The sequence below is a fragment of the Mesorhizobium sp. YR577 genome (genome assembly GCF_900116595.1).
GTDB lineage: Bacteria > Pseudomonadota > Alphaproteobacteria > Rhizobiales > Rhizobiaceae > Mesorhizobium_M.
In genome coordinates this window covers 235585-256462 of the sequence record NZ_FPBI01000006.1, presented here as the reverse complement: position 1 = coordinate 256462, position 20878 = coordinate 235585, and the positions used below count along the sequence as shown (strand labels likewise).

Annotated in this window: 23 protein-coding genes; 9 read left to right on the top strand and 14 right to left on the bottom strand. The window is 62.9% G+C overall.

Annotation, left to right across the window (positions count from 1 at the left end):
• Positions 1 to 17 precede the first annotated feature (17 nt).
• Entirely contained in the window at positions 18 to 263 is a 246-nt protein-coding gene (locus BM413_RS33100; RefSeq protein ID WP_162931514.1) for a hypothetical protein, read from the bottom strand.
• A 3-nt stretch (positions 264 to 266) separates the two neighbouring features.
• Here BM413_RS33100 and BM413_RS11170 point away from each other — a divergent pair, with 3 nt between their 5' ends.
• Positions 267 to 1304 (top strand): glycosyltransferase family 4 protein, encoded by a 1038-nt coding sequence (locus tag BM413_RS11170; RefSeq protein WP_244537836.1) that lies wholly within the window; start codon positions 267 to 269, stop codon positions 1302 to 1304.
• Between the two features lie 19 nt (positions 1305 to 1323).
• Here BM413_RS11170 and BM413_RS33095 read toward each other — a convergent pair whose 3' ends face one another.
• On the bottom strand, positions 1324 to 1854 hold the full coding sequence (locus BM413_RS33095) for a hypothetical protein (protein WP_175544303.1): 531 nt from the start codon (positions 1852 to 1854) through the stop codon (positions 1324 to 1326).
• Between the two features lie 139 nt (positions 1855 to 1993).
• The gene (locus BM413_RS11160) at positions 1994 to 2434 is read right to left on the bottom strand and encodes an SH3 domain-containing protein (RefSeq protein ID WP_091913292.1); all 441 of its coding nucleotides are present in this window, start codon (positions 2432 to 2434) and stop codon (positions 1994 to 1996) included.
• Between the two features lie 284 nt (positions 2435 to 2718).
• Between BM413_RS11160 and BM413_RS11155 the strand changes: the two genes are divergently transcribed.
• Entirely contained in the window at positions 2719 to 3249 is a 531-nt protein-coding gene (locus BM413_RS11155) for a DUF1097 domain-containing protein (RefSeq protein ID WP_091913291.1), read from the top strand.
• Positions 3250 to 3558: 309 nt separating this feature from the next.
• Positions 3559 to 4596, top strand: a complete 1038-nt coding sequence (locus tag BM413_RS11150; RefSeq protein ID WP_091913404.1) for a CapA family protein — start codon at positions 3559 to 3561, stop codon at positions 4594 to 4596.
• On the opposite strand, the gene BM413_RS11145 is transcribed toward BM413_RS11150, so the two are convergent.
• Positions 4581 to 4901 (bottom strand): SemiSWEET family sugar transporter, encoded by a 321-nt coding sequence (locus BM413_RS11145; RefSeq protein ID WP_091913289.1) that lies wholly within the window; start codon positions 4899 to 4901, stop codon positions 4581 to 4583. The two genes, BM413_RS11150 and BM413_RS11145, sit on opposite strands and share 16 nt — an antisense overlap.
• Positions 4902 to 5244: 343 nt before the next feature.
• Here BM413_RS11145 and BM413_RS11140 point away from each other — a divergent pair, with 343 nt between their 5' ends.
• Positions 5245 to 6867 carry an FAD-binding oxidoreductase gene (locus BM413_RS11140; protein WP_091913287.1) on the top strand — a complete coding sequence of 541 codons (1623 nt, stop codon included), beginning with the start codon at positions 5245 to 5247 and terminating at the stop codon, positions 6865 to 6867.
• A gap of 250 nt (positions 6868 to 7117) precedes the next feature.
• Here BM413_RS11140 and BM413_RS11135 read toward each other — a convergent pair whose 3' ends face one another.
• From BM413_RS11135 to BM413_RS11125, 3 genes are all read right to left on the bottom strand, one after another.
• On the bottom strand, positions 7118 to 7552 hold the full coding sequence (locus BM413_RS11135) for a hypothetical protein (RefSeq protein ID WP_091913285.1): 435 nt from the start codon (positions 7550 to 7552) through the stop codon (positions 7118 to 7120).
• 182 nt (positions 7553 to 7734) lie between these two features.
• Positions 7735 to 8865: a hypothetical protein gene (locus tag BM413_RS11130; protein WP_091913283.1), complete on the bottom strand. Its 1131-nt coding sequence runs from the start codon at positions 8863 to 8865 to the stop codon at positions 7735 to 7737.
• Between the two features lie 4 nt (positions 8866 to 8869).
• On the bottom strand, positions 8870 to 9304 hold the full coding sequence (locus tag BM413_RS11125) for a hypothetical protein (protein WP_091913281.1): 435 nt from the start codon (positions 9302 to 9304) through the stop codon (positions 8870 to 8872).
• A 236-nt stretch (positions 9305 to 9540) separates the two neighbouring features.
• Between BM413_RS11125 and BM413_RS11120 the strand changes: the two genes are divergently transcribed.
• Genes BM413_RS11120 through BM413_RS11110 form a run of 3 tightly spaced genes read left to right on the top strand, consistent with a single transcriptional unit; the run spans position 9541 to position 11157 of the window.
• Positions 9541 to 9960: a MerR family transcriptional regulator gene (locus BM413_RS11120; protein ID WP_091913279.1), complete on the top strand. Its 420-nt coding sequence runs from the start codon at positions 9541 to 9543 to the stop codon at positions 9958 to 9960.
• On the top strand, positions 9905 to 10324 hold the full coding sequence (locus BM413_RS11115) for a carboxymuconolactone decarboxylase family protein (RefSeq protein WP_091913277.1): 420 nt from the start codon (positions 9905 to 9907) through the stop codon (positions 10322 to 10324). The genes BM413_RS11120 and BM413_RS11115 overlap by 56 nt, the downstream gene beginning before the upstream one ends.
• A complete protein-coding gene (locus tag BM413_RS11110; protein ID WP_210188926.1) occupies positions 10321 to 11157 on the top strand; it encodes a Vgb family protein in 837 nt (278 codons plus the stop codon). Before BM413_RS11115 ends, BM413_RS11110 begins: the two co-directional genes overlap by 4 nt.
• An 87-nt stretch (positions 11158 to 11244) precedes the next feature.
• Here the strand turns inward: BM413_RS11110 and BM413_RS11105 are convergent, their stop codons facing one another.
• Positions 11245 to 12462 carry a mandelate racemase/muconate lactonizing enzyme family protein gene (locus BM413_RS11105; protein WP_091913275.1) on the bottom strand — a complete coding sequence of 406 codons (1218 nt, stop codon included), beginning with the start codon at positions 12460 to 12462 and terminating at the stop codon, positions 11245 to 11247.
• A 184-nt stretch (positions 12463 to 12646) separates the two neighbouring features.
• Positions 12647 to 14266, bottom strand: a complete 1620-nt coding sequence (locus BM413_RS11100) for a GMC family oxidoreductase (protein WP_091913273.1) — start codon at positions 14264 to 14266, stop codon at positions 12647 to 12649.
• Between the two features lie 169 nt (positions 14267 to 14435).
• On the opposite strand from BM413_RS11100, the gene BM413_RS11095 reads away from it, so the two are divergent.
• Positions 14436 to 14828 (top strand): acyl-CoA thioesterase, encoded by a 393-nt coding sequence (locus BM413_RS11095; protein ID WP_091913270.1) that lies wholly within the window; start codon positions 14436 to 14438, stop codon positions 14826 to 14828.
• Positions 14829 to 14949: 121 nt separating this feature from the next.
• Here BM413_RS11095 and BM413_RS11090 read toward each other — a convergent pair whose 3' ends face one another.
• Positions 14950 to 15345 carry a winged helix-turn-helix transcriptional regulator gene (locus BM413_RS11090; protein WP_091913268.1) on the bottom strand — a complete coding sequence of 132 codons (396 nt, stop codon included), beginning with the start codon at positions 15343 to 15345 and terminating at the stop codon, positions 14950 to 14952.
• 88 nt (positions 15346 to 15433) lie between these two features.
• Here BM413_RS11090 and BM413_RS11085 point away from each other — a divergent pair, with 88 nt between their 5' ends.
• Positions 15434 to 16039, top strand: a complete 606-nt coding sequence (locus tag BM413_RS11085) for an NADPH-dependent FMN reductase (RefSeq protein ID WP_091913266.1) — start codon at positions 15434 to 15436, stop codon at positions 16037 to 16039.
• Positions 16040 to 16386: 347 nt separating this feature from the next.
• Here BM413_RS11085 and BM413_RS11080 read toward each other — a convergent pair whose 3' ends face one another.
• The 4 genes from BM413_RS11080 to BM413_RS11065 form a co-directional block, all read right to left on the bottom strand.
• Positions 16387 to 17676, bottom strand: a complete 1290-nt coding sequence (locus BM413_RS11080; RefSeq protein ID WP_091913264.1) for a hemolysin family protein — start codon at positions 17674 to 17676, stop codon at positions 16387 to 16389.
• Positions 17677 to 17744: 68 nt separating this feature from the next.
• Positions 17745 to 18449 carry an LssY C-terminal domain-containing protein gene (locus BM413_RS11075; RefSeq protein WP_091913262.1) on the bottom strand — a complete coding sequence of 235 codons (705 nt, stop codon included), beginning with the start codon at positions 18447 to 18449 and terminating at the stop codon, positions 17745 to 17747.
• A gap of 102 nt (positions 18450 to 18551) precedes the next feature.
• Positions 18552 to 19607 (bottom strand): extensin family protein, encoded by a 1056-nt coding sequence (locus BM413_RS11070; protein ID WP_091913260.1) that lies wholly within the window; start codon positions 19605 to 19607, stop codon positions 18552 to 18554.
• A 94-nt stretch (positions 19608 to 19701) separates the two neighbouring features.
• A complete protein-coding gene (locus BM413_RS11065) occupies positions 19702 to 20820 on the bottom strand; it encodes an extensin-like domain-containing protein (RefSeq protein ID WP_091913257.1) in 1119 nt (372 codons plus the stop codon).
• Positions 20821 to 20878 lie beyond the last annotated feature (58 nt).

The following is a 20878-nucleotide window of genomic DNA, read 5'->3' as shown; positions in this document are numbered from 1 at the left end:
GCTACGCCATAATTGCGCTATGAGGAGATTTTAGGGAAGACTCGTGAACGCCTTTGCGCAAAGGCAAATAACCCCATATGAGGGGTGCGGAAAAATCGACGCGCCCCACGCGGCTTTTCCTGCAATTGCAATTGATGGCCGCACAGGCCGATCGGAAAAGCCGACCGTTTATGAAGATAGCCCATCTCATAAGCCATGATGTCCTGAATGGCGTTGCGACGAGTACCAAAACCTTGATCGACAATCAGATCAAGGCTGGTCATGAGGTGATGCTGATTCACCCGCGCAAGAGCTGGATCGAGCGGCAGAAATTCGCCGGCCCGGTGAAGATGCTGCAAAGCAGCTTCCGGACCAACCCGACCGATCTGCGCAACACCGGCTATCCGATACGCGACTGGGGCCGCACGCTGGTTCATGCGCATGGCAGCCGGGCCAACAAATTCCTGATGATCTTCACCATTGCCGACGGCGCCCCTGCGGTGATGACGGCGCATACGCGGCAGTTCCAGATCCCGTGGCGTTTCGCCCATGCGGTCGTGGGACTCAGCCGGCAGACGGCGGACTATTACATCAAGCGCCTGCTGGTCTCCCCAGCCAGAATGCATATCGTGCCGAACATGTTCGACAGTGCGGCCTTGCAGCCGGTTTCACCCGAAGCCAGAAATCTTGCGCGCCAGAAACTGGGCATTCGAGAGAACACTTTCCTTCTGGGTTCCGTCGGCCTGATAGGGGTGCGCAAGCGCCAGATCGACATGCTCGCTATCCTGAAGCAACTGCTCGAGAAGGGCATCGATGCGGAGCTGATGCTTGTAGGTGGGCTGGACGGAAAAGAGGGCATGCCGGGCTGGCATGCGGCGCTCAAAGACCCCATCCTGAACGGCAAGGTCCACCTTGTCGGCCCTCGCGAGGATGCCGTGGAACTGGTGGCGGCGATGGATCTTTTCCTGTGCACGTCGATAGCCGAGGAGGCGCCTATCGCGCCGCTGGAAGCGATGGCACAGGCAATTCCCGCCATTTCCACCGATGTTGGCAATATGGAAGATCTGCTTCCGGCGGACCGCCTTTTCACGGTCGGTGACGTGGACGGCCTTTCGAAAGCGGCGGAACGTTTTGCGCGCAATCCGCAATGGCAGGTTGAGGCCGGCGCGGCGGACAGGCAAAAGGTCACCGAGCAACTGGCGCCGGAGGCGATGCTGCCGCAGATCGAGGATATCTATCTCGCCGCACTCAGCCGGGCGCGCGACCGCGGCTGGAAATATTTCAAGAACCCGGCCGACAGATGGGTGCCTGGCAAGGCGAGGTAAGCGCTAAAACTGCGCTGCCTCACTCGCAGTTGCCGATGGCGTTGCGGATCGTTTCGCCATGGCCGTCGAGATCGAAGGTGGCGAAGGTTTCAAAGGTCGAGCTGTCGGCTGCGGTCGTTGGGTTGAGATCGAAGGCGAGCGTCAGGAGTTTGCCGGCGGTCAGCGCACCGATCAGCGCGTCATCCAGCGGGGCCATGTAGCCTTCCGCCTCCTTGCCTTCGGAAAACAGCACGACCGCGTCGCCCGAACCGGCGGCGACCATTGGGAAGGCGCTGCCGTCGATGTCTGCGCGGATGAAGCCTGGCTTGTAGAAATAGTCGACGACCTCGCCGCCGGCGGCCGGTTTTATCGTGCCGTCGCCGCCGGAATAGACGTCGATAGCCGCGCCGTCGACGCAGTGGAGGACGACGGCCTGGATGGTGCTGTTGGTTTCCTTGGGAACCGAAGATATGCCGCCATCGATCTCCTGCCAGGCGGCAATTGCCGGACTGGACAAGAACAGCGCAAAAACAAGCGGCAGCACGGTTTTCATGGCCTGAAACTTACTCACGAAAACCCCGGCGCGACAAGGCCGTGCCGGGGTGAACTGCCTGGAGCGGTCCAACCGCTCCAGGTATTTGTTTTTACGCAATTCCGGACGGAAAACCGTTTCACACTTTTCCTGGAATTGCTCTGGGCGGCTGCTACCTTTACGGGCAGGGGAAGCCGGGTGCGATCTTGCAGTGGTTGCCAGGACGCGGCGGTCGCGGCTTCGGCGGCCTTGGCCGGTGCGGCGGGCGGTTCCAATGTGGAGGACGGTTCCAGTGCGGGGGCCGGTAATGCGGCGGGCGCACGATGATGGGTGGCGGAACGACGACCACCGGCGGGCGATAGCTTGCGCCCGACAGGTAGTTCGCCGAAACCCAGCCACGCAGGCCGCCGCCGCGGATGTTGCACCAGTTGGCCTCGCAGCCGCGCACATTGACCGTGGTGCCGGCACTGAGCGTTCCGATGCGGTCATAGCCGGTGCCCGGGCCCGAGCGGACATTCACATTGCCGGTGACATAGGCGTTGGCTGCGTTTGCTGCCGCAGGCAAAAGCACCACCCCGGCCAGCACGGCCGCGGCGGTGACCAGTTTTCGAAAATTCATGGACTGCCCCTCCAGAGCGGATTGCATTTCGAAGCGGATACAACCTAGCGCCGATTCCCCGCCTCTCCAATATGGCAGCGCGGTTATGCTTTATGCCTGGTAACGGGGCCTTCGCGTGCGTGCGCGCGGCTTTCTGTTGATGACTGATCAATCCATAGGCAGACGGCACAAGCTATGGTTGACGTAAGGTAAATTTGCTGATCTTTTGAGCAACAGGGCACCGGCATAGGACAGCGCACACGCGATGTGGCTGTCCTGATGAATCCCATAGGGAGGGAATTCACATGCCATTGCTCACCGCACTTGCACTCAGCGTTGGAATACTCGGCGGCATAGCCACCTGGCTTTTCGTCGGGCCATTGGCCGGACTTGGCCTGCAGATATGGGCGGCCTTCATCGCCTGGGGCGCCTATTACCATTCGGGCGGCAAGGAAGGCTCGCTCAAGACCAATATTCCAGCCCACATATGGGGCGCGATTCTCGGCTGGATCGCGCTTTACGGCATATCGCTGCTTGCCGGCTCGCTCGGCGTACCGCTAGCGGCGGGCATATCGGTTGCGGTCACCGTCATCGTTCTCATCATGGGTGCGAATGCGCCGCTGTTGGCCCAGATACCGTCGGCGGTCTACGGCTTTGCCAGTGTCGCAGCCTATGCGCTGCTCGCCGGCAAGATGGCGACGCTGACCTCGGCATCCCTCGTCGACAATCCGCTGATCAACATCATCGTGTCGATGATCGTCGGGGCGCTGTTCGGCTGGCTGTCGGAGAAGATCGCCGGGGCGTTGGTGGCCAAGCCTGCGGGGGTGGCTGCGTAGATCGTTCAGGTCTCGACGGAAACTGCCCCTCACCCTTACCCATTCCGGGGCGAGCCACGGGTCTCGCCCGTCCTTCGGACCCCCGTAAGTACGGGGAGAGGGGGTGCCAGCGTTGCGGCCAGCCTCCTTCTCCCCGTCACTATACGGGGAGAAGGTCGCGGCAGCGGGATGAGGGGCGGCTCTACCTGAGCCGGAAAGGCTCCGGGGACCGCACGCAGTCTCCACCGATCCTTCCGCGCGCGCAGCGCGGAAGGATTTTAACCGGGCATCCGTTGCTGTAGCGTGCGCGCAAAATCAGCGGGCGGCGCGGTGTCGAATTTTCCACTCTCTTACAAGCTGTCATGGCTGCCGCGTTTCCTGCGTCCGTCGCTGGGGGGCGATCGAACCGGTTTTGCGCCGATGGCGCGGCCGGCGCCGGCGAATGGCCGGCTGGTGCGGCTGGTTTTCCTCGGCGACATTTCGGCGGTTGCCAACCGGCGCGCGCCGCTGGTCGACCCGGCGCTCGGCAGGATCATCGCATCGGCCGATCTGGTGATCGCCAATTGCGAGAGCCCGGTGGTTGAAAAGCTATATGCGCCGTTCGGGACGAGTCTCGGGCTGCGTCACGCGATGACGCCGGCCTTTCTCGAAAGCGCCTTGGCTGCGTTGGACATCACGCCTGAAAAGCTTGTCCTGTCGCTGGCCAACAATCATGTGCTCGACCAGGGCGTTGCCGGTTTTGAGGAGACGGTGGCGACTCTCGGGCGTCTTGGCATCCGCACCATCGGCACGGAGGCAGACGGCTGGGTGAAGCCCTTCGAAGCCGCCGGGCTGACGGTGGGGTTCTCGGCCTTCACGCAGTGGCGTAATGCGGCGCGCGAGGATTTCGCCGGGCGGGTGCTGATGGTGGAGGATTTTGGCGGCTGGGATACGGAGGCGAAAGCGGGCGTCGATCTCATCTGCGCCGTGCCGCACTGGGATTTTGAGTTCCGGCATTTTTCGCAAGCAACGACGCGGACGTTTGCTCGAAAACTGGCGGCTGCCGGGGCAGGGTTGGTCGTCGGGCACCACGCCCATGTCGTGCAGCCGCTGGAGCAGATCGAAGGGGCGCTCATCGCCTATGGGCTGGGCGATTGCCTGGGCACCGCATGGGCGCGGCAGCCCTGGCCGGGGAGGATCGGCGCGATGCTGGTGGCCGATATCGGCACGGAGGGTGCGCGGCGCGGGCGGATTGCCGGCTTTGAGACGGTGCCGTTCATGCGGCTGCGCGCGGGCGACCGCGAGTGCCTCGTGCCGGTCGAAGCGCTGGAGGGCCGGCTGAAGGAAAAGGTCTCGGCGCGGCTTGGAGCGGTCTATCCGCCGGTCTGAACGGCGCGGCCGTAATGCAGTTTCATGCCGACGATCGCGACGATGAAAAGGAACGTCACGGCGTTGGCCATGATGACCGGCCACGAGCCGATGAACAGGCCGTAGAGCGTCCACAGGAAGACGCCGGTGGCGATCGTGCCGATGGCGACGAGCGAGATGTCGTCGGCCTTCTTTTCGCGACGGATTTTCAAAAGCTGCGGCAGCCAGCCGAGCGTGGTGATGACGGCGGCCAGCGAGCCGAGGATTTCGACGACGGGGTGCACGGAGCGACTTTCGAAAAGAGCGGAGGATTTCCCGACACTCATGCCAGAAAGCCCGATTCTTGTGAAGCGGGATCGTGAGGCTGGCCCAATCTTAGAATGCCGGGCCTTGCAAAGTCCCCCTCTCCGTCGCGCTTCGCGCGCCACCTCTCCCCCACTTCGTAGGGGCGAGGAACCCAAGTTCTGTGACGCCGCGACCTCGGAATTCTCGCGACCTCGGCGAGTTCCGGTTCCTCGCCCCGCTTGCGGGGAGAGGTGGCTCGGCGAAGCCGAGACGGAGAGGGGACTGGCTTGGACGCAATCATGCGCGCGCTTCGCCGTTATGTGATGCGCCTTATGGTTTTCCTTAAAAACCCGCGCTATCGGTGACGCCTTGAGGGAGATCACCATGGCGGATGGGCGCAAGAGATTTGGCATTTCGCGGCGGCTGCTGCTTGGCGCGGCAGTGCTGGGCGGTGCGGCGGCCTGGGGCGGCACGACGCTGGCGCGGCTGGCGCGCGACCCTTCCGGGGCGAAGGACGCCGGGCGAATTGCCGATATCGATGGCGTTTCGCTGCCATTGCAGCCGCTCGCCAATCCACCCGCCTTTGATGCCTCGCTGCCCTGGCTTTCGAAGGGCGGAACCATCAACGATGCCAGCGCGCTTTCGCGCACGCCGGTTTATGGCGTGGTCGAGGTCGGCGAGGAGGGTCATGTCGCGCGGGCGCTGGTTTTTGCGCGCGAGAGCGGGCTGAAGGTTTCGATCGCGGCGGTGCGCCACTCGATGGGCGGGCAGGCTTTTGACGACAACGCGCTGGTGCTGGACATGCGCAAGTTCAACAAGGTCACTGTGGATGCCGAGGCGAAGACCATGACCGTGCAGCCGGGCGCGACATGGCACGATATCCAGAACATCTTACATCCGCGCTTTGCCGTGAAGGCGATGCAGTCGACCGACATCTTTTCCGTCGGCGGCTCGATTTCGGTCAATGCGCATGGCATGGACCATCAGGCGGGATCGGTGGCGGGCTCGGTGCAGTCGATGCGGGTGATGCTGGCCGACGGCTCGGTCGTGACCTGTTCGGGCAGTGAGAATGCCGAGCTGTTTCGGCATGTGCTGGGCGGCTACGGCCTGTTCGGCGTCGTGCTGGAGGCCAAGCTCGATATCGTCGACAATGCCGTCTACCGGACCTCCCGCGAGATCATCCGCTCCGATGATTTCCCGGCCTTCTTTGCCGAGCATCTGGAGCAGGACAGGAATATCGGCCTGTTCTACGGGCATCTTTCGACGGCGCCCGGCAATTTTCTCGAGGACATGATCGTCTATCGCTACGACAAGGTGGGCGACCAGCCGCCGGCGGATATGCCCGCACTTGGCGAGCCGGACGGTGTCGGGATGAAGCGGGCAATCATGAATCTCGCCAAGCTGGGCGATACGTTCCAGAGCCTGAAATGGTACGCCGAAAAGAACCTCGAACCGAAATTCGAAAGCTGCACGGTGCCGCGTACGGCGGCGATGGGCGAGGGCGAGGCGTGCCTGGTGACGCGCAACAACCCGATGCATGATTCCGTGCCCTATCTGTTCAACGATCTCGCCTATGAGACGGATATCCTTCACGAATATTTCGTGCCGCGCGGCGAGTACGACGCCTTCATCGCCGGTGCGCGGGAGATCTTGCGCGGGCAGGATCTGCCGGTGCTGAACGCCTCGGTGCGCATCGTTCACCGCGAGGACGTGGCGCTGACCTATGCGCCGGAGCCGGCCTTCGCGCTGGTGCTCTACATCAACCAGAGCGCCGACGATGCCGGCAACGCCAGGATGCGAACGCTGACGCGGGCGATGATCGACCTGACGCTGAAACATCGCGGCCGGTTCTTCCTGCCGTATCAGCTTCATTTCACGCGCGCGCAGTTGCTGGCGTCCTATCCGGAGCTGCCGGCTTTTCTGGCGAAGAAGCGGGAGGTCGATCCGGGGGAGCTGTTTCAGTCGACGTTTTATCGGGCGTTGAAGACTGCGGTTGGGGTGGGGTGAGGGGGTAACCGTGACGGTTTGCTGCCTATCCCTTGGTAGCGTTTTACCCGTCTACGGGAGGTAATTGCGTTTGGAGGGACCCCCACCCCTAACCCCTCCCCACAAGGGGGAGGGGAACTCTGCTGCAAGTCCGCTCAGTCCAATCTTCACAGTGCTTGGTGGCCAAAGCGACGAAATCGTCCCCCTCCCCCTTGTGGGGAGGGGTTAGGGGTGGGGGTAAACACCGTTTATCCGACCTAATACACCAACCTCAAAACGCCGGCAGCTTGGCGGCGATCCAGCCGGTGGCCCAGCTTGCCAGATCGGCCGTGCTTTCGGCGGCGTGGCTGATGCCCTTGCGCACGACGGTGTAGCCGCCGGCAGTGCGGTACAGAACGGAGCGGCCGTCCTCGACCAGACCGGCATAGATGGGCGCGCTGCGGCTCGGCTCGACGGTCTGCGGCGCGGGCGCCGGGTCGGTCGCCTGGACGGAGGCGGTCTTGAAATCATCGGGCTGGTTCGAACGGCAGATGCCGGAGACCAGCGGATAATCGACGGTTTTCTCGTGCAGGATCTGCTTTTTCAGCGCGGCCTCGCAATCGGCCACGGAGGCGTATTGCGGCGGCGTCTCGCGGATGAACTCGCAGAGCTTCGCATCGCAGTCGCAGCCGACGATCGTCATGGCTATGAGCGCGGTCTTGATCATGGTGTCCTCGGAAGGATGTTGACCAGAACAACTTGCGCCCGGTTCGCGGCGGGATTTGGCTTGAATCGCGGAATAAGTGTGGTGAAGCGCAACTGAATGTTGCTGGAAATGCAACTGAGGCCCTGATTCTGGATATTGCGCTAACGCCTTGATTTGCAATCAGCTACTCAGCTCACCTGAACTCAATAATCGTAAACATGTTCCAGCTTCGCCCCGTCTTCTGCAAGCGTCGGCAGGACGGCGTGCAGTGAGCGAACCGCGACGGTCAGGCCGGTGCGGCGGCGGCTTGGCTCGGCCGGCAGCTGGTAGGAAAACAGTTCGCGGGCGCCGGCCGGGATTTCGACTTCGCCGTTGGACAGCACGGTGACGAGGATTTCGTCATTGCCGCCGATTTCGACAAAGCTGAGACCTTTCTCGATCAGGCGCGGGATCATGTCGGTGAAGACCTGATAGCGCTTCGTCACAAAGACTACGCCGTCCGTGCCGAAATCCTTTTCGAGTTTCGTGTCGGGTTCTCCTGCGATTGCCTCGGCGACCGGACCCTTGGCCCAGACATGAATGTCGAGGAAGGCCGGATCGGCGGTGGCCGACAGCGCCGACTTGATGATGTCTGCATAGCCCTGCTTGATGGTGTAGGCGAGGCCGAAGGCGATCTTGCGCTCGCTGGTGCGCAGCTGGTCCTCGTTAGCGGCATTGCCCACAGCCATCAGGCCGGCGCGTTTTTCGGCATAGGGAAACTGGTACCACGGCACCTGATCGAGAAAGGCTGCGTATTCCGTGGCGATCCGGGCCTGATAGACGTCTACCGCGATGCGCCGGCCCGAGGTCGCCTCGGTGATGCGGCCGATGGTGTTTTCATAGGCCCACTGGATCAGGTGCTCGATGGTGTGGCTGGTGCCGATGACGGCGAGCATCTGGTGGTTGGCGAAGTTGAACGGCTTGTCCGAGGTGGCGCGGATGACCATGGCATAATCCTGCCAGAAGCGGCCGATGGTGGACCAATAGGGAAAGCCGCTTTCACGATCGTTGCGGACGAAGCCGGCATATTCGCGCGCGGCGTAGACGATCGACCATTCGGGATAGGTGAGATAGGTCGATTCTTCAGGCCGCTGGTAGCCAGGGATTTCGGTGCGGACCTGATCGGCAAGCGCCTGCGGCGGCGCGCCCTGCTCGATGCCGGCAAGCGGGGTCTGGTCGATGCTGCTGGTGGTCAGGAAACCATAGGCAAGGCCGAGCAGCGGGATCGCCAGCACGACGACGAGGATGATGAGCAGCGTCTTGACGAGGCGCTTCAGCAGGCGGAGCAGAAACATGCGCTCAGGCCACTGCCAGCTTTTCGTGCACGCGCTTCGACAGCCAGTAGCCGACGAAGACGGCAAAGCCGCCAATGGCCAGATGCGGCGCATTGGCGAAGAAGCGGGTCGGGAACTCGACATCGCCGAAGGAGCGGAAGCCGTCGATGAAGATACCGCCGTCAAGGCAGCCGGAGCCGGTGACGAGGCCGAGCACGCCGTCGAACAGGTAGATCGCACCGAACAGCTTGAAATACAGCACCGACTGGCGATGCGAGACGAAAGCGGCGATCAACGCCCAGACGCCAGAGAAAGCGTGGAGCAAGTCATCATACCATTGTAGCGAGAACAGCCCGAACAGATAGCCATTGGCGTCGTTGAAAGCCGGCACATAGCCGATGCCGACAACGAAAAAGAACATGGCGGCGTAGAAGATCGCCAGCTTCTGGATGAGTGTCATGGTTGTCCCCGTTACTCGCGAACGTCCCCGGTTCGACGATCGCAATCTAACCGATTCCGTTCACCAAAGCGTGATGTTCGGACCATGTCCACAGATATGGGCGAGGGGATGACGACGTCTAAGCCGCAGCTTCGATCGTCACCGGCACCTGCTATTTTCTTCGAAAAAACCCTATTGACTTAGAGTGCACTCCAACCCCTAGCCTTGTGAGCGTCGTGACGAGACAGGGCAAAACCATGAAGATTGGCGAACTCGCAAAGCGGTCGGGACTGTCGGCTTACACCATCCGTTACTATGAGCGGATCGGGCTGCTTCCCTATGCCGACCGGGACCAATCGAGCCAACGTGACTACGACGCCTCGATCCTGACTTGGATCGAATTTCTCGGTCGCCTGAAAACGACCGGGATGCCGATCCGGCAGATGCTGCAATATGCGGCTTTGCGGGAGCAGGGCGCCGATACGGACAGGCAGCGCCGCGAATTGCTGGAACAGCATCGCGAGCGCGTGCGCAATCATGTGGCTGAGCTTCAGGCCTGCCTTCTCGTCCTCGATACCAAGATCGCCGGCTATGCCGGCTCTGAAAAAAGGACGAAAACCCATGACGCAGAACAAACAGGACAGCAGATTCGAACGCGGCAAGCGGGCGCTCGCTGAAATCGACGGCGCAGGCGGCGAAAAGGTCATTGCAGCACTGGCCGATATCGCGCCCGATTTCGCCCGCTACATTATCGAGTTCCCCTTTGGCGATATCTACTGCCGCGAGGGGCTCGGCTTGCGCGAGCGCGAGATCGCGACCATCGCGGCACTCACGGCGCTGGGCAATGCCAGCCCACAGCTCAAGGTGCATATCGAGGCCGGACTGAATGTCGGGCTGACCCGCGACGAGATCACCGAGGTGATCATACAGATGGCGGTCTATGCCGGCTTCCCGGCGGCCCTCAACGGGCTGTTCGCGGCCAAGGAGGTTTTTGCGCATCGGAGTGAAGTTGAGGCTGTCGGGCAGGAGCGCGCGGCATGAGGAGGATGATGCGCAGCATGCTTGCCGGCAGCACGCTCCTGCTCGGTTCTGCAGCCTTCGTGGGCCCGTTGGTGACGCCTTCTGCCGTGCAGGCAAGCACGGCTGCGGCCGAGAAGTTGTGGGAAGGTTTCAGCGCTCCGACCGGCATTGCCAGAGCATCGGACGGCACCGTCTATGTGTCGAACTGGAGCGGCGGCGTGGTCGAGCGCATGACGCCGGATGGCTCCCGCTCGGTGCTGGTGGATGGCGTGGCTTCACCCGCCGGCATCGCCGTCGACAGCGAGGGCAGCGTGTTCGTCTCCGCCTATTCGGGCGATCATATCATCCGGGTAGGACTGGACGGTTCAACCGCGCGCGTCGTGGAAGGGCTGGCGACACCTGCCGGCATCGCCTTTACCAAGGACGGGCGGCTGCTCGTTGCCAATCGGGCTTCCGGCGAAATCCTGTCGGTCGATCTGGCGAGCGGGGAGCGGCGCGTGGTCGCCAGCGGGCTGTCGCTGCCGGTGGGTGTGGTCGAGATGGCGGATGGCAGCATCGTCGCTTCGCAATATGGCGGGCGGGTGACGCGCGTCTTGCCGGACGGCTCGGTTTCGGAAATGGGAGAGAGCTTTTCGCGGCCGGGCGTCGGCATACTTGCCGCCGGGGCGGATGCGGTTTTCGTCATCGACAATGGTGCGAGCCTGGTGCGTCGTGTCGCCTTCGATGGTGCGTCGCAGGTTGTGGCGGACGGCCTCGAAGGCAGCGCAGTCGCGCTTGGCCGTGGCGGCGAAGGCGAACTGCTGGTCGGCACCTGGGGCTCGGGAGCCGTTTACCGGGTCAAGCTGCAGGATTAGGCTGTCGGTTTGAGAAACTGATTCAGCCGCCTTGCGAAATGATTCCGGATCGCCGGCCAAGGCCTTGATCCGGAATCGCTTTTTGCTTCACGGAAACAGCGGATCCTGCATCATGTCGAGATGCAGGTCCTTGCCGGTCCAGGGATGGGCCTCGCAGACGGCCTCGTTGAGCTCGACGCCGAGGCCGGGTTCCTTCGACGGGATGACATTGCCGTCCTGCCACTCGATCTTCTTCTTCAAAAGCGTCTCGTGGAAGCCGTCCCACTGCTTCAGCGATTCCAGGATGAGGAAGTTGGGCAGGGTGGCGGAAAGCTGGACGTTGGCGGCGCCGACGATCGGGCCGCAATAGCAGTGCGGGGCGATCTGGATGTGATAGGCCTCGGCCATGGCCGCGATCTTCTTGGTTTCGAGGATTCCGCCGGAGCGGCCGAGATCGGGCTGCAGGATGGTGGCGGCGCGGTTTTCGATGACGCGGGCGAATTCGAATTTGGTCGTCAGCCGCTCGCCGGTGGCGATCGGGATAGAGGTGCCGCGCGCCACCTGCGCCATGACTTCGGGCATATCCGGCGGCACCGGCTCTTCGAACCACAGCGGGTCGTAAGGCTCGATGGCCTTGGCCATGCGTAGTGCGCCCGACGCGGTGAACTGGCCATGCGTGCCGAACAATATGTCGGCGCGGTTGCCGACCGCCTCGCGGATCGCCTTGATCATGGCCGCCGAGCGCTCGATGTCGATCAGTCGCGGCTGGTGGCCGTCGAAGGCGGTGTAGGGACCGGCGGGATCGAGCTTCACCGCGTTGAAACCCTGCTCGACATAGGCGAGCGCGCATTCGGCGGCGAGACCGGGATCGTTGTAGACATTCTTGTCCGGGTTGTCGGCTTCGGCAGGCACCGCACTTCCGGTGTGCGGATAGAGATAGGTGTAGGAGCGCAGGGTCTCGTGCACCTGGCCGCCGAGCAGCTTGTAGATCGGCTTGTTGGCCTCCTTGCCGATGATGTCCCAGCAGGCGATTTCGAGCGCCGAAAAACAGCCCATGACGGAAATGTCCGGCCGCTGCGAAAAGCCTGAGGAATAGGCGCGGCGGAAGAAGGTTTCGATGTCGTGCGGGTCACGTCCGACGAGATAGCGCTCGGCCAGATCCTCGATCATTTTTGCGGTGACGTGTGGGCCGAAGGTGGCGTTGTAGGCCTCGCCATAGCCGACGACATTCGAGTCCGTCGTCAGCTTGACGAAGATGAAATAGCGCCCGCCGATGCCCGGCGGCGGATTGCCGACGACGAAGGTTTTAACGTCGGTGATTTTCATGGGCCTCTCCTCGGTCGTGGCGTGTTGCTTGTCAGGTCGGCGCTGCCCCTCACCCTTACCCTCTCCCCGTATAGTGACGGGGAGAGGGGGGCGTCAGCGTTGGAGCTTCCTCCTTCTCCCCGTCACTATACGGGGAGAAGGTGCCGGTAGGCGGATGAGGGGCAGCGCCAAGGTTGGCAGCAGTTTAACCAACATGATCCTCCAGTATCATCGCAGCGCCCTTGGCGCCGGTCATGATGGAAGCGGCGTTGGTGTTGCCGCTGATGTTGTCGGGGAAGATCGAGGCGTCGACGATACGCAGGCCGGAAAGGCCGTGCACCTTCAGGCGCGGGTCGACGACCGATTGCGATGCGTCCGGCCCCATGCGGCAGGTCGAGACCGGGTGGTAAACGGTGCCGGAGCGGGCTCGGAAATCGGCGACCAGCTCTTCGTCGGTCGTGCATTTGGGGCCGGGCAGCACCTCCTCCTCGATGATCTCGCTCATTGCCGGCATGGCGGCAATCTTGCGCACGAACTTCACCGCGTCGAGCATTTCGGTGACGTCGGTGTTGGTCGAATAGGCGTTGGGCGCGATTCTGGGGTAGTCGAGCGGGTTTTTCGTGCGGATCATGATCGAGCCTCGGCTCGAGGGGCGGCAGTTCGACAGGCCGATGGAAAAGCCCGGCCAGGGGTCGGGCGTGAGGATAGGGCGCTCGCCGACCCGTGGCAGAACGGTGGAGAAAGCCTGGAAATAGAGCTGCATGTTTGGGCGGGTCTGCGCGGCATCGGTGCGGAAGAAACCGCCGCCTTGGTTCATGCTCATAGCCAATGGGCCGCCGCGCGTCAGGATGTATTGCATGCCGACCAGCATCTTGCCCCACCATGGGCGAAGGATCTGGTTGAGCGTCGGCAGCCTGCCCCGAAAAGTGTAGTTGATGCCCTGATGGTCCTGGAGATTGTCGCCGACATGGTCGTTGGCGTGGACGACCGGTATGCCGAGACCTTTCAGGAGGCTGGAGGGGCCGACGCCGGAAAGCTGCAAAAGCTGCGGCGTGTTGATGGAGCCGGCGCTGAGGATCACCTCGCGGCCGGCGCGCGCGGTGAGCGTCTGGCCGCCGCGCTGATATTCGATGCCGACGGCGCGGGTTCCCTCGAACAGGATCTTGGTCGCCAGCGCATTGGTCTCGACGCGGACATTGGCGCGCTTCATCGCCGGGCGCAGGAAGGCACGCGCCGCCGACATGCGGCGGCCATTCTTCGTGTTGATCTGATAGACGCCGACGCCCTCCTGGGTCCTGCCGTTGAAATCCTGATTCAAGGCGAGGCCGGCCTGCTCGCCGGCTTTCAGGAAGCGGTGGGTGAGGGGGTGGACGCGGGTGCGATTGTCGGTGACGTGGACCGGCCCGCCGCGCCCGCGCCATTGGTCGGCACCGGCCTCGTTGTCCTCGATCGCCTTGAAAACCGGCAGGAGGTCGTCGAAGCCCCAGCCGGGATTTCCGGCGGCAGCCCAGGCGTCGTAATCCTCGCGCTGGCCCCTGATCCAGACCATGGCGTTGATGGAGCTGGAGCCGCCGAGCAGCTTGCCGCGCGGCCAGTGGTCGACATTGCCGGCGAGACCGGGATCGGCCTCGGTCTTGTAGTTCCAGTTCACGGCAGGATCGAAAAACGTCTTGCCGTAGCCGAGCGGCATCTGCACGAAGAAGCGGCGGTCGGTGCCGCCGGCTTCGAGCACCAGCACGGAGAAGCGGCCATCGGCCGACAATCGCTCGGCGACCACGCAGCCCGCTGAGCCTGAGCCGACGACAATGAAATCATAGGTTTGCATGTGAAACGAAAGGCCGCCCGTGAACTGGCTCAGATATTGATTCAGCCTAGCGTTCGGCGAGGAGCTTCGACACCCCGGCATCCGGCATGGCTTGTGAAAAAAGCGACCGGTGCTTGCTGTAGTTTGTGTTAGCTGCCATCGATGGGGCGGGCATTTACGGAGATTCACGATGGTTCATTACGCAGACGGTCAACCGACGGGCGAGCTCACCTTGCGCACGCTGGCGATGCCGTCGGATGCCAATGCTGCCGGCGATATTTTCGGCGGCTGGGTGATGGCGCAGATGGACCTTGCTTGCGGCATACGCGCCGCCGAGCGCGCCAAGGGGCGCGTGGTGACGGCGGCGGTGAAGGAAATGTCCTTCGCCAAGCCGATGAAGATCGGCGACACGCTGTGCATCTACACCCATGTCAACCGCGTCGGGCGCACGTCGATGACGCTAAAGGTCGAAGCCTGGGCGCAGCGCTATCTGCAGGATCTGATGGAGAAGGTGACCGACGCCGATTTCATCATGGTGGCGCTGGACAAGGATGGGAAGCCGAAGCCGGTGCCAGCTGAGTGAATAGTGAATAGTGAATAGTGAATAGTGAATAGCGAATTGCCTTGCCGATAGAGCGAAGCAGTTCAAATCCACTACTCACTACTCACTACTCACTACTCACTACTCACTACTCACTCACTGATCACGCAGCCTTCTTCCCCTTCGCCCGTTCCGGGCAGGCGGCGTCGAATCTCGCGCGTGCCGCGTTGACGCGCGCGGTGTTCAGCCGTGCCCATTCGCCCAGCGCGTTGACGGGTACGAGCAGTTCGTGGCCGAGTTCGGTCAGTTCATAATCGACACGCGGCGGGATGGTCGGGAACATGGTTCGGGTGACGAAGCCGTCGCGCTCCAGCCCGCGCAGGGTCGTCGTCAGCATCTTTTGCGAGATGCCGCCGATGATGTGGCGCAGTTCGTTGAAGCGCATCGGCCCGTCGCCGAGCCTGCTCACCACAAGAACGGTCCATTTGTCGCCGATGCGCTGCAGGATATCGCTGACGGCGCGGCAGTCTTCGGTGTGATGCAGGTGCCTAGGTTTCAAAAAAGTGCCTCCTTGTGCACTGAATGATCAGTCACCAATATAGTGCGGGTATCCAATGGATACCAAGTGTTTCATAGGGAAAACTATCATGTCCAAGCCGAAAATAGGAATCATTATCGGTTCGACGCGAGCTGTCCGCTTCGCCGACGTTCCGACCGAGTGGTTCGCCAAGATCGCCAAGGCCCGCACCGACATCGACGTAGAAGTCATCGACCTGCGCGATTTTCCACTGCCCTTCTTCGAAGAAGTGGCCTCGTCCGCCTGGGTGCCGTCGCAGAATGAAGTAGCACTGCGCTGGCAGAAGAAGATCGCCAGCCTCGACGGCTTCATCTTCACGGCTGCGGAATACAACCACGGCCCGACGGCCGTGCTGAAGAACGCGCTCGACTATGCCGCGACCGAGTGGAACAAGAAGCCTGCCGGCTTCGTCGGCTATGGCGGCGTCGGTGGCGCGCGTGCGGTCGAACAGCTCCGGCTCCACGCCGTCGAGCTGCAGATGGCGCCGACCAAGGCGGCCGTTCACATCGTCTGGGCCGATTTCCTTGCGGTGAAGCAGGGCGAAAAGAAGCTCGAGGATCTCGAGCACCTCAACCAGGCTGCCCATGGTTTGATCGAAGAGACGGTGTGGTGGGCCAAGGTGCTGAAGGCTGCGCGCCTGGCCGATGCCGAGGCTGCTGAATCGGAAGCGGCGTAAAATACTCCTCCCAAGGATGAAAAGAGGGTGGCGGAAACGCCGCCCTTTTTGTTGGGAGCAGCCGTAGCGGCGGGGCGTTAATCGTCGTTGGCTTTGCGGCTTCATGCCCCCTCTCCGTCGCGCTTCGCGCGCCACCTCTCCCCCATTTCATGGGGGCGAGGAACCCAAGTTCTGCGAGGCCGCGACATTTCAAGACTTGGGTTCCTCGCCCCTGCGAAGCGGGGGAGAGGTGGCTCGGCGAAGCCGAGACGGAGAGGGGGTTAATTCGCTACGCGAATCAGCTTTGATTCAAACCGCGTCCGCAAGCCATTGTTCTTGCGGTCAAAAACGCTTCCCGCAGATCGCCGCTACGCCGGCAGCTTCGAGGCGATGACCTTGTCGATGCGGCGGCCGTCGAGATCGACGACTTCGAAGCGCCAGCCCTGCGCGTCGACGCTTTCGCCGGTGGCGGGCAGGTGGTGCATGTGCGACAGCACGTAGCCGGCGACGGTTTCGTAGTCGCGGTTTTCCGGCAGGTCGATGCCGAGCTGGTCGGCCATCTCGTCGGCCTGCATGTAGCCGGCCAGCAGCCACGAGCCGTCCTCGCGCTGGACCGCTCCTTCCGATTCGTCCTCGTCGAGATCGGCGCGGAAGACGCCGGTGATCGCTTCGAGAATGTCGGCCGGCGTGACGATGCCTTCGAAATGGCCGTATTCGTCATGCACCAGCGCCATCGGCACATCGGATTGTTTCAGCGTGGTCAAAACGTCGAGTGCGTCGGCCTGGTCGTGGACGATGGGGGCGGCGCGGACATGCTTGCGCGCGTCGAAGGCGCGGCCGGCCAGAAGGGTCGCCAGGATTTCGCGCGTCTGCACGACGCCGACCATGGCGTCGACCGAGCCCTCGCCGGCAGGCAGGCGCGAATGCTGCGTTTCCATCAGCAGTTTCTTGAGCGTTGTCTCGTCGGAATTGAGATTGAGCCAGTCGACCTCGGTGCGCGGGGTCATGACCGCACGCACGGCGCGGTCGCCGAGCCGCATCACGCCGGCGATCATGCGGCGCTCGTCGGATTCAATGGTGCCGTGATGCTCGGCCTCGGCCACCAGCATCTTGATCTCCTCGTCGGTGACCTTTTCCTCGCTCTCGCCACGCTGGCCGAGCAGCCACAGCACCGAGCGGCCGGAAATGTCGAGCAGCCAGACCAGCGGTGCGCCGACGACGGCAATCACGCGCATCAGCGGCGCGACCCTGACAGCAACGCCTTCGGGATTGCGCAGTGCGATCTGCTTGGGCACCAGTTCGCCGATGATCAGCGAGCCATAGGTGATGATGGCGACGACAAGGCCGACGCCGAGCGCATCGGCAATGCCGTCCGGCACGCCGTTGGCCGCCAGCACCTGGGTCAGGCGCTGGCCAAGCGTGGCGCCCGAAAATGCGCCGGACGCAACGCCGACCAGCGTGATGCCGATCTGCACCGACGACAGGAATTTGCCGGGATTGGAACCGAGTTCAAGCGCGCGCCCCGCACCCTTGACGTTGCGGTCGATCATGGCCTTCAGCCGTGCCGGCCGGGACGAAACGATCGCCAGCTCCGACATGGCCAGAAGGCCGTTCACGCAGATGAGGACGACGACGATAGCGACTTCGATGTATAGCATTGATGCTCAATAGCATTGAGGCGGGGCGCTAGAAAATAGGGTGTGGCACTTTTCAGCGCGGTATTGTTTCAGGGTTTTCGGTTCAGATCGCAAATTGTGGCCATGCCGTCGGTAAAATAGCGGTCGCCGCCGCCGTTGCGGCCGGTCTGGGTCGCGCCTACTCCATCGGCGCTGTGGCAGGCCTCGATCGAGCCGGCAGCCTTGAGGTCGGAGATGAGCAGATCACGCTCGGCGTCGATGTCGGGGCCGATATGATGAGTGATCTGCCCGGTGTCATGGCTGAGGCCGACATCGCGGTCGAAGCTCGCCGATCCCAGCCAGAGCGGTCGATCGTCGCCGTCGGGCGGCGGGACCATCCAGAGGCGGACATGGTGGCGTTGATCGGCGCTTGCGCCGACCGATTTCTCGAAAACCACATCCTGCCTGCGCCCGTCGAACAGCAGCGTGCTGACCGGAGCATCGGCATAGGGGCGGTCGAAGAGGACGCTTTCGCCGATCTCGAGGCTAGAGCGCCAGGTGATCGCGTCGGCCGGGTTCCATCCGGCTGCCGCGAAGGCGCGCATGAGATCGGGCTTGGAGCCGACGAGCCCGACATTGATCGGATCGCCCGGAATGCCTTGCGGGGTGGTCGTCACCATCGCCTCGGGCAGCTTTCGGTCGTGCTCCCTGACCGTCCAGAATTCGGGTGCTGCCATATAAGCGACGAGGCCATAGGCCAGCGCCAGCGTGACAAGATAGTTGGCGACACGCCGGGGCAATCTGTGTCGTGACATGCGGCAGGCACCAGGCTGTAACGCAGCCGCGCTGCGTCAACGTTTGCATTCACGCAGAGATTATGCCCGGCGCTGGAATTGGCAAGAATGGGCCTTTTGCACTCACCGGCACGCGACGTAGCCGTTCCTGCGCGGCTTGATGTCGAAATGGAAATGGTTGCGGTGATCGTAGTTGTAGCCGGGGCCGAGCACGGTGGTGAAGTAATCGCAGCCGTCGGCGCGCACGGTGTTGAGAAAACCCTTTTCGCGGAAGGCGAACCAGCCGGGCTTGCGCACGTCGATATCCTTGCCGTTGCTGAGCTCGATGCGCATCACGTCGAGCGCATTGCCTTTGGAATGTTCGGATGCCGTCCGGGTGCCGGCGATGCGGCGGCAGGAATAGCTCGATCCCTGATGGATCGTCTTCACGCCCGACCAGTAGCGCATGCGTGCGGACGGCACGAGCTCCTTGCGGGTCCAGCGCGAGAAGGTCGCCGCCATGCTGCAGCTCAGCGTCGCCGCCGGCTTCATCTGGACGCTGCCGATGGCGGAAACTTTCACCGGAAAATCGATCCCGCAGCTGCCTTCGTGGATGGGAGCGAGGTTCTGGAAGGTGACGCCGAGGCGCTTGAGGTCGTTGCGGCAGGCGACTTCGTCGGCGGGCATGACAGTCGACCGCGCTGCCGGCGGGTCCATGCGCGGATAGCCGACCATCATCGGATTGGAAGGCACCAACGTCTGCAGGCCTCTCGGCTTGACCGAGGCGGGCGGAATGACGGCGGCGATTTGCGGCTGTACCGGTTCGATGGAAGGCTGGATGGTGGCCGCGGCCGGCTCATCGACTTCCGAATCCATCGTGGCTTCCGCGGGTTCGGGCTCGATCGGCGTATCAGCCGCCCCGAACGACGGTTCGACAGGTGCAACTGCCGGCGCAAGGTTTGGCTCGACCGGCTCCAGCATCGGCTCGACAGGGGCGAGGGCAGGGGCAGATGGCCTGACCCGTGGCGCGACGGCGGCGGTCTGCGTACCGACATCAACTTCCGGCCGCATCGACATCAGGCTGTCGGTGGTGCAGGACGCGACCATCGCCACCAGCAGCACCGCGCCGCCGGTAGTCGCCAAGCGCGCGCTGCCGAGCCGCCGCGCCCACGCCAGCGCGGAAGGAGTTTTCTGGGCCATGACCGGTTCCCTGTCCCTTGAATTTCAAGGATAGCGGCCGAGGGTAAAGGAAAGGTCAGCGGTCAAATTTACGCTTGTGACTTGAATGAGGCAGTCACTGGCAAAACGTGCCGCCGTGTTTGCGCGGGGCGAGGTCGAAGTGGAAATGCAGCGAATGGTCGGCGTCACTGCCAGGGCCGAGCACGGTCTTGAACGGGCCGCAGGCGGCCTTGCGGATTTCGGCGAGGAATTTCGCCGCCTTCTCGTCGGGTGCTGGTTCGACGTCGATCTTCGTGTCTTTTGAAAGCGTGAACTGGGCGATGTCGAGCGCGTTGCCGAAGGCGTGTTCCGACAGTTTCCTGGTGCCATTGCGCGGGCGGCAGACGTAGGCGGAGGCTTGCGAGATGGATTTCAGCTCCTCGCCATAGGCGGCCTTGGCGGCGGGAGAGATGACATCCTTGGCGAATTTGGCCGAGGCCTCTGCAAGGGCGCAGTTCATCAGTGCACCGGGTGCGAGCTCGATCGTTTTGCCGAGCGATTTGACGGTGATCGGCCAGGGCATGGCGCAGCCGGCAGGGTCGCTCTCAGGCTTATGCTCCTCGAACTCGACGCCGAGATCTTTGATGCGCGCGCGGCAGGCCAGTTCTTCCGCCGGCATGGTGTCGGCGCGCGGGGCATTCGAGCGCGGATCGGGGAGGTACTTCGGCTCGGATTTTTCTTCGGATTCGGGCGGGTTCTCGCCGGGCTTGGCCTTTTCCTCCGGCGTGGTTGGTTTTTCGCCTGGTTTGGCCTCGTCCGGCTTGGGGGCTTCGGCGGGTGGAAGCGGCTTCTTGTCTTTGGAAACCTCGTCGGGTTCCTTCGGATTCTCCGTCGGGACTGGGGCCGTCGCCGGAATTTCCTGCTTTTCAGACTCGCCCTTGTCAGCGGGCGTCTTTTCGTCCGGCTGTTCGGGGTTCTCGGTCGGCAAGGGTGCGGTTGCCGGGGCAGTGACCGGCTCGGTCTTCTTGTCTGCGTCGGGTTCGGCGTCGCCCTTCTTGTGAGGGCGCGGTTCCGGCACGGGCGTGTCGCCAAGTTTTTGCGGCGGGATGTTGCCGGCCGGAGGTTCGTGAACCTTCGGCACCGGCACTTCCTGCGGCAGCGCAGGCGGCTTGTTGTCGGCGGCGGTGATGAAAAGCAGCGATACCGCCAGCAAGGGCAGGATTTTCAGGAAATTACCGCGCGGTGAAACCTTCATCGCGGTGGCAACGGCAATGGCGGGTTTTTGGTTGCGCGCCAGCGATCACTCTGCGTGA